This is a genomic window from Streptomyces sp. CA-278952, assembly GCF_028747205.1.
In the GTDB taxonomy this organism is placed as follows: domain Bacteria; phylum Actinomycetota; class Actinomycetes; order Streptomycetales; family Streptomycetaceae; genus Streptomyces.
In genome coordinates this window covers 1,861,268-1,874,669 of the sequence record NZ_CP112880.1, presented here as the reverse complement: position 1 = coordinate 1,874,669, position 13,402 = coordinate 1,861,268, and the positions used below count along the sequence as shown (strand labels likewise).

Genomic DNA, 13,402 nt, shown 5'->3' with positions numbered 1-13,402 from the left:
AACGGCACGGGTCCCCGTGCGGTCAGGTACCTCGCGAGTTGGAAGTAGGTCGAGATTGCGATGAGCAGCACTCGATGAGTACGCGATGAGTACGCCCATGAAGTAGCGACGGTCCGGCGGTAACCCGGACCTAAAAGGAGCGAAGTGGCTAAGGTCCGGGTATACGAACTCGCCAAGGAGTTCGGCGTCGAGAGCAAGGTCGTCATGGCCAAGCTCCAAGAACTCGGTGAATTCGTCCGTTCGGCGTCCTCGACGATCGAGGCGCCGGTTGTACGTAAGTTGACCGACGCACTGCAGGGGCCCGGCGGCAACGCCGGCAAGTCCGCTGCCAAGCCCGGTGCGCCCCGCAAGGCGGCGCCCGTGAAGCCCGCAGCGCCCTCCCCGGCAGCTGCGGCACGTCCCGGGGCCCCGAAGCCCGGTGCACCGGCTCCCAAGCCGGCCGCCGAGGCCGAGGCCCCCAGCAGCACCCCGGCGGCGCCCTCCGCGCCGTCGGCGGGCCCCCGTCCGGGTCCGAAGCCCGCGCCGAAGGCGGCCCCGGTGACCCCGGTCCCGGCCGCCGAGTTCTCGGCTCCGGCTCCGGCCCAGCCGGCTGCCCCGCAGCAGCCCCAGGCCCCGCGTCCCGCGGGCGCCACCCCCGGCCCCCGTCCCGCACCCGCCCGTCCGGCTCCGGCCGGCGGTCAGCGTGACGGTGGTCAGCGTGACAGTGGTCAGCGCGATGGCGGCCAGCGTGACGGCGGCCGTGGTGGCGAGCGTGGCGGCGACCGCCCCGCACGTCCCGCGGGCCAGGGCGCCCCGCGCCCCGGCGGCGCCCGTCCGGCCGGTCCCCGTCCGGGCAACAACCCCTTCACCTCCGGCGGTTCCACCGGCATGGCGCGCCCCGGCGCGCCCCGCCCGGGCGGCGCCCCGCGCCCCGGTGGCGGCTCGGAGCGCCCCGGCGCCCCGCGTCCCCAGGGCAGTGGCCCCGGCGGCGCCCCGCGCCCCCAGGGCGGTCAGGGTCAGGGCGGTGCCCGTCCCTCTCCGGGCGGCATGCCCCGCCCGCAGGCTCCGCGGCCCGGCGGCGGTCCCGCCGGTAACCGTCCCAACCCCGGCATGATGCCGCAGCGTCCCGCAGCGGGCCCGCGTCCCGGCGGTGGCCCCGGCGGTGGCCGTGGTCCCGGCGGCGGTGGCGGTCGTCCCGGCGGTGCCGGTGCCGGTGGCGGTCGTCCCGGTGGCGGCGGCGGCTTCGCCGGTCGTCCCGGTGGCGGCGGTGGCGGCTTCGCCGGCCGTCCGGCCGGTCCCGGTGGCGGCGGCGGTGCCGGTCGTCCCGGTGGCGGCGGCGGCTTCGGCGGTCGTCCCGGCTTCGGTGGCCGTCCCGGCGGCCCCGGTGCCCGCGGTGGCACACAGGGTGCGTTCGGCCGTCCCGGCGGTCCGGCGCGTCGTGGCCGCAAGTCGAAGCGGCAGAGGCGCCAGGAGTACGAGGCCATGCAGGCCCCGTCGGTCGGCGGCGTCATGCTGCCTCGCGGCAACGGACAGCCCGTCCGCCTGTCGCGCGGCGCCTCGCTCACCGACTTCGCAGAGAAGATCAACGCCAACCCGGCGTCGCTCGTCGCCGTGATGATGAACCTCGGCGAGATGGTCACCGCCACGCAGTCCGTTTCCGACGAGACGCTCCGGCTTCTCGCCGAGGAGATGAACTACGTCCTGGAGATCGTCAGCCCCGAGGAGGAGGACCGCGAGCTGCTCGAGTCCTTCGACATCGAGTTCGGCGAGGACGAGGGCGGCGAAGAGGCTCTGGTCTCGCGTCCGCCGGTCGTGACCGTCATGGGTCACGTCGACCACGGTAAGACCCGACTGCTGGACGCGATCCGCAAGACGAACGTCGTCGCGGGCGAGGCCGGCGGCATCACGCAGCACATCGGTGCGTACCAGGTCTCCTCCGAGGTCAACGGCGAGGACCGCAAGATCACCTTCATCGACACCCCGGGTCACGAGGCGTTCACCGCCATGCGTGCCCGTGGTGCGAAGTCGACCGACATCGCGATCCTCGTGGTGGCGGCCAACGACGGTGTGATGCCCCAGACGATCGAGGCGCTGAACCACGCCAAGGCGGCCGAGGTGCCGATCGTGGTCGCGGTCAACAAGATCGACGTCGAGGGCGCCGACCCGACCAAGGTGCGCGGTCAGCTCACCGAGTTCGGTCTGGTGGCCGAGGAGTACGGCGGCGACACCATGTTCGTCGACATCTCCGCCAAGCAGGGCCTCAACATCGAGGCGCTCCTGGAGGCCGTCGTCCTCACCGCCGACGCCTCGCTCGACCTGCGGGCCAACCCGGAGCAGGACGCGCAGGGCATCGCGATCGAGTCCCACCTCGACCGCGGTCGCGGTGCCGTCTCGACCGTCCTGGTCCAGCGCGGAACGCTGCGCATCGGTGACACGGTGGTCGTGGGCGACGCCTACGGCCGAGTCCGCGCCATGCTCGACGACAGCGGTCAGAACGTCCAGGAAGCGGGTCCCTCGACCCCCGTCCTGGTGCTCGGTCTCACCAACGTCCCGGGCGCCGGCGACAACCTCCTGGTGGTCGACGAGGACCGTACGGCCCGTCAGATCGCCGAGAAGCGTGCCGCCCGTGAGCGCAACGCCAACTTCGCCCGCAAGGGCGTCCGGTTCTCCCTGGAGAACCTGGACGAGGCGCTCAAGGCCGGTCTGGTCCAGGAGCTCAACCTCATCATCAAGGGCGACGCGTCCGGTTCGGTGGAGGCTCTCGAGTCCTCGCTGCTCCAGCTCGACGTCGGCGAAGAGGTCGACATCCGGATCCTGCACCGCGGTGTGGGTGCGGTCACCGAGTCGGACATCAACCTGGCGACCGGCTCCGACGCCATCGTGATCGGCTTCAACGTGCGCGCCGCAGGGCGCGCCGAGCAGATGGCCGAGCGCGAAGGCGTGGACGTCCGGTACTACTCGGTCATCTACCAGGCGATCGAAGAGATCGAAGCGGCCCTCAAGGGTCTGCTCAAGCCGGAGTACGAAGAGGTCGAGCTCGGCACGGCGGAGATCCGCGAGATCTTCCGCTCGTCCAAGCTGGGCAACATCGCCGGTGTGCTGGTCCGCTCCGGCGAGGTCAAGCGCAACACCAAGGCGCGCCTGCTGCGCGATGGCAAGGTCATCGCGGAGAGCCTCAACATCTCCGGTCTGCGCCGCTTCAAGGACGACGTCACCGAGATCCGCGAAGGCTTCGAGGGCGGTATCAACCTCGGCAACTTCAACGACATCAAGATCGACGACGTCATCGCGACGTACGAGATGCGCGAGAAGCCGCGAGGCTGATCAACTCTCGGGTCCGCGAGGATCCGCGGGGCATTCGGAGGGGTTCCGTGAGTCACTCACGGAACCCCTCCACCTCGGGTCCGAAAGGAGCCGGGGGTATTCGGAAGGGCCGAGTGAGTCGACTCACGCTGCTCCTCCACCAAGGTCGGGGCCGGTCGGCGGGTCGTATTTCCGTCGATCGGCTCCGGCCGTTCCGGTACGGTTCTGATGTCCCCGGCAAGCTCTGGCGGGGCACGAACCCGAACCGGCGGGACATCCGGACACACATGTATGTCGGGACCCTGTCCTTCGATCTGCTCCTCGGCGACGTACGGTCGTTGAAGGAGAAGCGTTCCGTCGTCCGCCCGATCGTCGCCGAGCTCCAGCGCAAGTACGCGGTGAGCGTGGCCGAGACCGGCGGACAGAATCTCCACCGCAGGGCCGAGATCGGCCTTGCCGTGGTCTCCGGTGACACCGGACACCTCACGGACGTGCTGGACCGCTGCGAACGGCTGGTCGCGGGACGCCCCGAGGTGGAGCTGCTGTCGGTGAGACGGCGGCTGCACAGTGACGAAGACTGACAGTCGAGCGAAATCAGAAGGAAGAGTGACGGACCGGTGACCGACAACGCGCGGGCCCGCAAGCTGGCCGATCGCATCCAGGTCGTGGTCGCGGAGACCCTGGACCGGCGAATCAAGGATCCGCGGCTGGGTTTCGTGACGATCACGGACGCCCGGGTCACCGGCGACCTGCGGGAGGCCACGGTCTTCTACACGGTCTACGGCGACGACGAGGAGCGCGCGGCCTCCGCCGCGGCGCTGGAGAGCGCCAAGGGCGTCCTCCGCACCGAGGTCGGCCGGCAGACCGGGGTCAGGTTCACGCCGAGCCTGGCCTTCGTCCCGGACGCCCTCCCGGACAACGCCCGCACCATCGAGGACCTCCTCGACAAGGCGCGGGCCAAGGACGCGGAGGTGCGCGAGGTCTCCACGGGCGCGAAGTACGCCGGCGACGCCGACCCGTACCGCAAGCCCGAGGACGAGGACGACGAGACCGGGGCCGGGACCGACGGAACCTCCGAGAAGAACGAGGGCCCGGCCTCCGCATGACCGAGCAGACCACCACGCCGGACGGACTTGTCATCGTCGACAAGCCGTCCGGCTTCACTTCGCACGACGTCGTCGCCAAGATGCGCGGCATCGCCCGCACCCGGCGGGTCGGCCACGCAGGCACGCTGGACCCGATGGCGACCGGTGTCCTCGTGCTCGGGGTCCAGCGGGCCACCAAGCTGCTGGGCCACCTCGCCCTGACCGAGAAGGAGTACCTCGGTACGATCCGGCTCGGCCAGGACACCGTCACCGACGACGCCGAGGGCGAGATCACCTCGTCCACCGACGCCTCCGGCGTGAGCCGCGAGGCCATCGACGCCGGGGTGGCCGCACTCACCGGCCGGATCATGCAGGTGCCGTCCAAGGTCAGCGCCATCAAGATCGACGGCAAGCGCTCCTACGCGCGGGTGCGCGGCGGCGAGGAGTTCGAGATCCCGGCCCGCCCGGTGACCGTCTCCTCCTTCCGCGTCTACGACGTCCGCGAGGCCGCCGCCGAGGACGGCACCCCCGTCCTCGACCTGGTCGTCTCCGTCGTCTGCTCCTCGGGCACCTACATCCGCGCCATCGCCCGCGACCTCGGCGGCGGACTCGGCGTCGGCGGCCACCTGACCGCGCTGCGCCGCACCCGGGTCGGTCCGTACGGACTGGACGCGGCCCGGACGCTCGACCAGCACCAGGAGGAGCTGACCGTGATGCCGGTCGCCGAGGCGGCCGCCTCCGCGTTCTCCCGCTGGGACGTGGACGAGAAGCGCGCCAAGCTGCTCCTCAACGGCGTACGGCTGGACATGCCCGCCCATCCGCCGGGGCCGGTCGCGGTCTTCGGGCCCGACGGCGCGTTCCTCGTGCTCGTCGAGGAGGAGAAGGGCAAGGCCAAGAGCCTCGCCGTCTTCGCCTGAGCCACATCCCGCACCTGCTCCACCCCGCGCTTCGGCGGGTCATGCGTGGAGCGGGCACCCTCCCCCCAACCCGGTGCCCGCTCCACGTTCCCCTCCCCGGCACCATCCCTGCTCCCCGGGGGACACGCTCATTCACCCCATCGGACGGGCGCTCGGAGTGAATACCGGGTGCGTGGGGGGCGCTTTCCCCGTCCGCGCGCTCCAGAAGATCACCGACGGCCTAACGTCGCACCATGGGCAGTGGGGACCGGTCGAAGCTGGTAGGAATCTGTGATCAGGCCGGCCGGCCGCGAGGGACGGGATTCGTCGCGGACGACCGCGGCACGGTCGTCACCGCCCACCAGGCCGTGACCTCCCCGGGCCCGCTCATCCTCCACGGCACCGAAGGCCGCACCTGCACCGTCGCCCCCGACGACATCACCCCGCTCCCCGCCCTGGGCCTCGCCCTCCTGCGCACCGGCGGCCCCGACGCCCTCGACGCGGACCCCCTGCCCATCGCCGGACGCGATCGCGCCGAGCCCGGCGGCTACGTGGACATCGCCGCCCACGGGCGGCGCGAGGCCCGGGTGCTCGGCACCACCCCGGCCACCTACACCGCACCGGACGGCGTGGGCCACCCGGTCCCCGCCGCCCTGGAGCTGGCGCTGGGCACCGACGGCCGCGACGCCCTGCGCTCCGGGGGCGCGGCCATCGGCGGGCCCGTCACCGACCCGGCCACCGGCGCCGTCGTCGGCATCCTCTGCCCCGCCCTCACCGCCCCGCACGAGGCGGCCGGCCTCGCCCTCCCGATCCCCCGGGGCGCGGACGACACCCTGGATGCCCTGCTGCGCCGCAACGCCACCGCCGCCCCCGCCTACGGCCCCGATCTCAACCTCGCCGGGGCCCTCCAGCTCACCGCCACCTCCGTCGGCTCGGCGGCCGGCCCGCGCGCCCGCACCGCCCCCGTGGAGCGCGCCGAGGTCCACGCCGAGCTCGGCGCCTTCGCGGCGGGTACGGGCCTCGTCCTCGGCCTCGTCGGAGCGCCCGGCACCGGCCGCACCACCGAGCTGGCCGCTCTCGCAGCCCGCCGCGCCGACGGCGGCTCGCCCGCCCCCACGCTCTGGCTGCGCGGCGCGGACCTGCTGGCCGAGGACACCTCGATCGCGGACGCCGCGAGCCGGGCCCTCACCCGCGCCGCCCGGATCGTCACCGCCGCGGGCGCCCGCGGCGACATGAGCACGGCCACCCCGGAGCGCGTCGCCCGGCTCGCCGCCGACGCCGGGCAGCCGCTCCTGGTGGTCCTCGACGGCCCCGAGGAGATGGAGCCGCTGCTGGCCCACCGGCTCGCCGACTGGACGGCAGAGACCGCCGCCTGGCTGCGCGCGCAGGGCGTCCGGCTCGTCGTGGCCTGCCGCCCCGAGCACTGGGAGACCGCCGGCGGCCTCTATCCACCGGGCGCCCTGCACCGCCCGCACCGCCCCGCCCGCAGGCTGCCGCCCGCCCTGCGCCTGGGCGACCTCACCCGCGAGCAGGCCGAGCGGGCCATGGAGGCCTACGGGATCCCGCCCGCCGCCCTCGCCCCCGGCCACGACCGGCACCCGCTCACCCTGCGGCTCCTTGCCGAGGTCCGCGCCGCGCTGCCGCCCGGGGTGCCGGGCCGGCCCGACACCGAGGACGTCTTCGGCGCCCACCTCGACCTGCTGTGCGTACGCGTCGCGGTCCGGATCGCGGCCGCCGCCGACGAACAGCCACGCGGCGCCGCCGTGCGCCGCCTCGCCGCGCGCGTGGCGGGCCAGGTCCACGAGGCGGCCCGCCGCTGCCTGGGGCCCGGCCAGGGTGAGCTGGACCGGACGGCGTTCGAGGAGACCTTCCCCTGGCGCACCGGCTGGGCCTCCGCCGTCCTCACCGAGGGCCTGCTCGTCCCCGCCGGTGCGGGCTACCGCTTCGCCCACGAGGAGCTCGGCGACTGGGTGCAGGGCGCCCACCTCGACCTGGACGCGGCCCTGCGGTCCCTGGTGCACCGCTGGCACCGGGGGAGCGGCGGACCGGACCGGGTGCCGCGCCCCCGCACCGCCGGCGAACCCCGCAGCCTGCCCGTGCCCCGGCACCGCACCGGACCGGTGATCCAGGCGATGGTGCTCCTCGGCCGCCGCCAGGGCACCGCCGCGCTCGCGCACCGGATGGCCGACCTGATCGAGGCGCTGGACCGGCTGTGGACCGACGCGGGCCCGCGCGACGAGGACGCCGCCTGGTGGGCGGCCCACCTGCTGAACGGCAGCCTGCTGCGGGTGCCCGACGCCCGCCCCTATCTCGGCGTCCTGCGGGTCCTCGCCGGACGCATCACCCGCCGCTCCGCCGCCCCCGAAGGACCCCGGGACCTCGGGGCGTACGGGGAGTTCGGGCCCTGGTTCTGGCGCCGGCTGAGGCTGCCCGAGGAGGACCGGATCGATCTGCTCCGCCGCCTCGTGCCCGCCGACGGACTGCCCCGTACCGACGGCGACGAACGCTATCTCGACGCCGTCGCCCGCCGCCTCGCCCTCGACGCCCCGGCCGTCCAGCCGCTGCTGTGCCGCTGGTTCACCGACGAACGCCCGCTGCTCGTGGGCCCCGACGCGCCGGACGTCCCGCTGCGCCCCACGGTCGCCGCCGCCGCGCAGGCCCTGCTGTACGCCCACCGCGACCTCGCCCCCGACGAGCTGACCGACGCGCTGATCGCCACCCCGCACCAGCGGGCCGGGGAGCTGCTGCTGGCCCTCGCCGAGGACGAGCCCACCGCGCTCTGCCGGGCCGTGGAGCGCTGGGCCCGCGACGAGGACCGGCCGGCCCGCCGCTCCGCCGCCGCCCGCTACGGTGGACTCCTCCAGCAGCGGGTCACCGCCGAGGGCGACCGGGCCCTGCTGCGCTCCGCCGCCCTCGTGCTGCTGGACCGCCCCGAGGACGCCGCCCTGCACGCCGCCGCCCTCACCCTCCTCGTCCGGGACCCGGTGGCCAGGAGCACCCACCTCCCCGGGGCGCTGCGCGCGTTCGCCGCCGGAGACCCCCGGCTGCCCGTCGAGCTGCTCGCCGAGGTGTTCCCGGACCACCAGGAGCCGGTCCTCGCCGCCCTCCGCGCCCGCCTGGCCCGCCCCGGGGGCAGTGGGGGAGCGGTGCTGCGGGCACTGGCCGGGCTCGACACGCCCGCGCTCGCGCTGCACGTCGCCGGACTCGTACGGGAGTACATCGACGCCCACCCCGAGGACGGCACGCACGCCGCCGAGTACGTCGACCTCCGCCTGGAGCACGGTCCGGCCGCCCGGGCCCTCCTCCTGCCCCTGGTGACCGGGCTGCTGCGGGACCGCCCCGCACCGCCGCCGGTCCGCGCCGCGCTCGCCCGGGTCCTCGCCGGGGCCGGGAGCGCCGCGTCCCGGCCGCTGCGGGCGGAGCTGCTGGAGGTCCTGCTGGAGTTCGAGCAGGTCACCGGCCGGGACCCGGATGTGCTGGAGGCCCTGCTCCGGACCGCCGCCGAGGGCTCTCAGCGCCGCCCGGAGATCCGTACGCGCGCGCTCGTCCACCGGACCGGGATGCTCCTGGTCCGTACCCCCGAGGGCGCCGCCCGTTTCGACCGGGGGCTGGTCGAGCTCGCCCGCGACGTGCCGGGATTCGCCGCACTCGTCACCCGCTGGCTGGCCGACGCCCCGCAGGAGTGGGCGGCGGTCGTGGGGCCGAGCGCCCGGCGCACGGTCGAGGCGTTGGAGACGTCACGCCCGTCGATGCCGATGCCGATGCAGTCGGCGGGACGTGCGCATGGCAGTCTTAGACCTGCGTAATCGACATACACACGTACACAGGTTCGGGCGAGGAGCGGTCACAGTGCAGCGCTGGCGTGGCTTGGAGGACATCCCCCAGGACTGGGGGCGCAGCGTCGTCACCATCGGCTCCTACGACGGCGTGCACCGCGGACACCAGCTGATCATCGGCCGGGCCGTCGAGCGCGCCCGTGAGCTGGGCGTCCCGTCGGTCGTCGTCACCTTCGACCCGCACCCCAGCGAGGTCGTCCGCCCCGGCAGCCACCCGCCGCTGCTCGCCCCGCACCACCGTCGCGCCGAGCTGATGGCCGAGCTGGGCGTGGACGCCCTGCTGATCCTGCCGTTCACCGCCGAGTTCTCCCAGCTGTCGCCCGCCGACTTCATCGCGAAGGTCCTCGTCGACCGGCTGCACGCCAAGGCCGTCATCGAGGGCCCCAACTTCCGCTTCGGCCACAAGGCCGCGGGGAACGTCGCACTCCTGACCGAGCTGGGCGCCACCTACGACTACACCGTCGAGGTCATCGACCTGTACGTCACGGGCGAGGCGGGCGGCGGGCAGCCGTTCTCCTCCACGCTGACCCGGCGGCTGATCGCCGAGGGCGACGTCGCCGGGGCCGCCGAGATCCTCGGCCGCCCGCACCGGGTCGAGGGCATCGTGGTGCGCGGCGCGCAGCGCGGCCGGGAGCTGGGCTTCCCGACGGCCAACGTCGAGACCCTCCCGCACACCGCGATCCCGGCCGACGGCGTCTACGCCGGCTGGCTGGAGGTGGACGGGGAGTCGATGCCCGCCGCGATCTCGGTCGGCACGAACCCGCAGTTCGACGGCACGGAGCGGACCGTCGAGGCGTACGCCATCGGCCGTGTCGACCTGGACCTGTACGGGCTGCACGTGGCCGTCGACTTCCTCGCCTACGTCCGGGGCATGCTGAAGTTCGACTCGATCGACGACCTCCTGGTCGCCATGGCCGCCGATGTGAAGCGCGCCGGCGAGCTGACCGCCGCCTACGACCTCACCCACTGACGTCGGGGCGCCTGTCGTCACATTCCCGTCTGCCGGGCGACGACGGGAATGTGACGACAGGCCCCACCCTCACCGTGCGGTCCGTCCGCGGGCGACGGATGCTGACAGGGTGCGCGACATCCTGCCCGCCCTCCGTGCCCGGTGCGCCGACGGCATCCCCTTCGCCCTGGCGACCGTTGTCGCCGTGCACGGCAGCGCGCCTCGCGACCCCGGTGCCGTGCTGGCCGTCGACGCGGCGGGGACGGTGGTCGGCAGCGTCTCCGGAGGCTGTGTCGAAAGCGATGTGTACGAGGTCGCCCGCGAAGTGCTCGCCGGGGCCGGGCCGCGCGTGGTGTCGTACGGGATCAGCGACGACGAGGCGTTCGGTACCGGCCTGACCTGCGGCGGCACGATCGACATCCTGGTGCGCGCCTACGCGACCGCCGCCGAACGCGAGGATCTCGCGGCCGTGCTGGACCTGATCGCCGCCGATCGGCCGGTCGCCGAGGCCACGGTCCTGTCCGGCGCGGCGGAGACCGGGGCCCGCCTGGTCGTCCGGCCCGCCGACGCCCCCGGCAGCCCCGGCACTCTCGGTTCCGAAGGGCTGGACGCCGCCGTCACCGACGACGCCCGGGGCCTGCTGGCTCAGAGCCACACCGCGATCCAGTGGTACGGGGCCCGGGGGCAGCGCCGGATGCAGGAGGTCGCCGTCTTCGTCCGTACGTACGCCCCGCCGCCCCGCATGCTCGTCTTCGGCGCGATCGACCACGCGGCGGCCACCGCCCGCATCGGCTCGTTCCTCGGCTACCGGGTCACCGTCTGCGACGCCCGCCCCGCCTTCGCCACCCGGGAGCGCTTCCCCACGGCGGACGAGGTCGTCCGCGCCTGGCCGCACACCTACCTCGAGTCCACCGAGGTCGACGCCCGCACCGCGATCTGCGTGCTCACCCACGACCCCAAATTCGACGTGCCCCTGCTCGTCGCGGCCCTGCGCACGCCCGCCGCGTACATCGGGGTGATGGGCAGCCGCCGCACCCACCACGACCGGCTGACCCGCCTGCGCGCGGCCGGGGTGGACGAGACCCACCTCGCGCGCCTCGCCTCACCCGTGGGCCTCGACCTCGGAGCCCGTACGCCGGAGGAGACGGCGGTCTCGATCGCCGCCGAGATCATCCAGCACCGCTGGGGCGGCACGGGCCGTCCGCTCGGCGAACTGACGGGGGCGATCCACCACGGCGGGCCGGCCGCCCAGGGATAGTCAGGGCACCGTCGCACCGCCTCGCTCGGTGCCCTTCTCCGCCTGCGGCGCCAGGACGCCCTCGCCCTCGCCCTCGCGAGGACGGTCCATCGCGCGCCATTCCGGCCGCAGCCCCGTCAGATTCGTGGTGAGGAAGTACGCGGCCCCGCAGGCGAGGAGCACCGGAGTCAGTCCGACCGCGGACACCGCCGCGCCGGCGAGCAGCCCACCCAGCGGGATTCCGGACCAGGACAGTGCGTCACCGAGCGCGTTGACCCGGCCCAGCATCCGGCGCGGCACCCGTTCCACGAGGACGGCCCCCAGCACGGGGTTGATGAACCCGGCACCGAACCCGCTGACGGCGAAGACGGCCAGGACCGCGCCCAAGGGGGCGTCGGCGGCGAGCACCAGGAATCTCGGCGCCCCGGCCAGCAGGAATCCGCCGAGGACGACCAACCTGCGGCGGAGCCGGTGCGCGGCCATCGCGGCGATGAGACTCCCGCCCACCGCGGCCGCCCCCATCACACTGCCGATCAGGCCGATCGCCGCCGGGCCGTTTCCGGATTCCCCCGCCCAGACGGGAACCAACAGGGTGGTCATCGCCGCGTCCAGCAGGTTGGTGATCCCGACCATGACGATCACGGCGAGCAGCAGCGGCTCGTGCCGGAGGAAGGTGAAGCCCTCGCCGAACCGGCGCCAGTAGCCCGCCTCCTCTCCGCCGGCCGGTGCCGAGGGGTCCACGACCGGACGCCCCATACCGCGAGGCAGCGCGACGGCGACGAGCACCGAACCGAGGGCGAAGCAGCCCGCGTTGACGACCAGGCCCGTCATGGGGCCGAGCAGGGCCACCAGGGCGCCGCCCGCCGCCGGACCGATCGTGGAGGCGAGCCGTTCGATCACGCCGGACAGGCCGGTGGCCCGCACCAGAGTCGTACCGCAGCGCTCGGCGGCCTCCGGGACCATGACTTCCTTGGCCAGGTCGCCCGGGCCACGTGCCGCGCCGATCACCGCGACCAGGCCCAGCAGGACGGGGAAGGACAGCAGGTCCAGGCTGTGGAGCAGCGGGATCGCCGCGGCGGCGGCCGCGCTCGCGAGGTCCGTGGTCCAGGAGATGGCCCGCGGCCCGGTCCGATCCACCAGAGGGCCGGTGAACGCCTTGACCACCACGTAGGGCGCCATCTCGCAGAAGGCGACCAGCCCGGTCATGGTGGCGCTGCCCGTGGTGACGAGCACGAACCAGGGCAGTGCCACCAGCGAGATCCGCGTGCCGGTCACGGACACGGCGATGGCCGCCAGCACCCCGGCCAGCGGGCGTAAGGACCGTTTCGCGGATGCTCCGCCGACGCCGCCGGGAGCGGCCGTGGTCACTGCGGCTCCGTTCCCGGCGCGGGGGCGTCCGGCTCGGGCAGGATATGGGTGATGACGCCGACCCGCTCGGCGCCCTCGGGGGCGTTTGCCGCGGCCTCGGGGGTGTCCCGCCGGTAGCGCGTGACGACCTCCGCCAACTCCTCGTACAGGGCGGTGGTTTCCTCGGGCGTGAGCCGAAGGGCCCAGTCGCTCAGGTCGAAGGCGTTCCGCCAGACGCGGTCCATCGTCTGCAGCCCGTTCAGGGTCTGCTGGGTGCGCAGGGTGTGGAGGGCGGCGACGGACTGCTGATAGGCGAGTGCGGCCTCGGGCTCCTGCTCGGTCAGCTCCGGATCGCTGAACCAGATCGTCCGGTGCACCGGACGCCACCACCGCTCGCGTGCGTTGCCGCGCTCCGTGTCCTCCTCGACGAAGCCGGCCGCGCCGAGCTGACGCAGGTGGTAGCTGGCCGTCCCGGAGTTCACCCCCAGCCGCTCCGCGAGGCGGGTGGCTGTGGACGGGCCGTGCTTCCCCAGCAGCCCGACCAACTGCACGCGCACCGGATGCGCCAGAGCACGCAGCCCCTTGGCGTCCAGGACGACCGATCCCTCTCCGGCGGCCGGGGCGTCCGACCGGTCCGACGCGTCATCTGTTGTCATACGGCACAGCCTAAACTGCGAAGAGTTCTTCGCGAAGAGTTCTTCGCAAAAACTTGTTCGCGAAGAACTCTTTGCGGTCTATCTCCCGGGCTGTCCGGCCGATGAGTTCCGGGC

General features: G+C 74.0%; 9 protein-coding genes. 7 read left to right on the top strand and 2 right to left on the bottom strand.

Translation table 11 applies throughout. The features are described 5' to 3' along the window. Positions 1 to 144: 144 nt before the first annotated feature. From infB to N7925_RS08000, 7 genes are all read left to right on the top strand, one after another. Positions 145 to 3,303: a translation initiation factor IF-2 gene (gene infB, locus N7925_RS08030; protein ID WP_274343474.1), complete on the top strand. Its 3,159-nt coding sequence runs from the start codon at positions 145 to 147 to the stop codon at positions 3,301 to 3,303. A gap of 266 nt (positions 3,304 to 3,569) precedes the next feature. Further along, positions 3,570 to 3,863 carry a DUF503 domain-containing protein gene (locus N7925_RS08025; RefSeq protein ID WP_030085244.1) on the top strand — a complete coding sequence of 98 codons (294 nt, stop codon included), beginning with the start codon at positions 3,570 to 3,572 and terminating at the stop codon, positions 3,861 to 3,863. A gap of 36 nt (positions 3,864 to 3,899) precedes the next feature. Beyond that, positions 3,900 to 4,388: a 30S ribosome-binding factor RbfA gene (gene rbfA, locus N7925_RS08020; protein WP_265599008.1), complete on the top strand. Its 489-nt coding sequence runs from the start codon at positions 3,900 to 3,902 to the stop codon at positions 4,386 to 4,388. Beyond that, positions 4,385 to 5,284 carry a tRNA pseudouridine(55) synthase TruB gene (truB, locus tag N7925_RS08015; RefSeq protein WP_265599007.1) on the top strand — a complete coding sequence of 300 codons (900 nt, stop codon included), beginning with the start codon at positions 4,385 to 4,387 and terminating at the stop codon, positions 5,282 to 5,284. The genes rbfA and truB overlap by 4 nt, the downstream gene beginning before the upstream one ends. Positions 5,285 to 5,517: 233 nt before the next feature. Then, a complete protein-coding gene (locus N7925_RS08010) occupies positions 5,518 to 9,069 on the top strand; it encodes a trypsin-like peptidase domain-containing protein (protein WP_274343473.1) in 3,552 nt (1,183 codons plus the stop codon). Between the two features lie 43 nt (positions 9,070 to 9,112). Further along, positions 9,113 to 10,069, top strand: a complete 957-nt coding sequence (locus N7925_RS08005) for a bifunctional riboflavin kinase/FAD synthetase (RefSeq protein WP_265599005.1) — start codon at positions 9,113 to 9,115, stop codon at positions 10,067 to 10,069. Between the two features lie 109 nt (positions 10,070 to 10,178). Continuing rightward, positions 10,179 to 11,306, top strand: coding sequence for an XdhC family protein (locus N7925_RS08000; protein WP_274343472.1), 1,128 nt, complete (start codon positions 10,179 to 10,181; stop codon positions 11,304 to 11,306). Here the strand turns inward: N7925_RS08000 and N7925_RS07995 are convergent, their stop codons facing one another. Both N7925_RS07995 and N7925_RS07990 read right to left on the bottom strand, forming a co-directional pair. Further along, positions 11,307 to 12,653, bottom strand: coding sequence for an MFS transporter (locus N7925_RS07995; protein WP_274343471.1), 1,347 nt, complete (start codon positions 12,651 to 12,653; stop codon positions 11,307 to 11,309). Then, positions 12,650 to 13,288, bottom strand: a complete 639-nt coding sequence (locus N7925_RS07990; RefSeq protein WP_265599002.1) for an ArsR/SmtB family transcription factor — start codon at positions 13,286 to 13,288, stop codon at positions 12,650 to 12,652. Before N7925_RS07990 ends, N7925_RS07995 begins: the two co-directional genes overlap by 4 nt. Between the last annotated feature and the right edge of the window lie 114 nt (positions 13,289 to 13,402).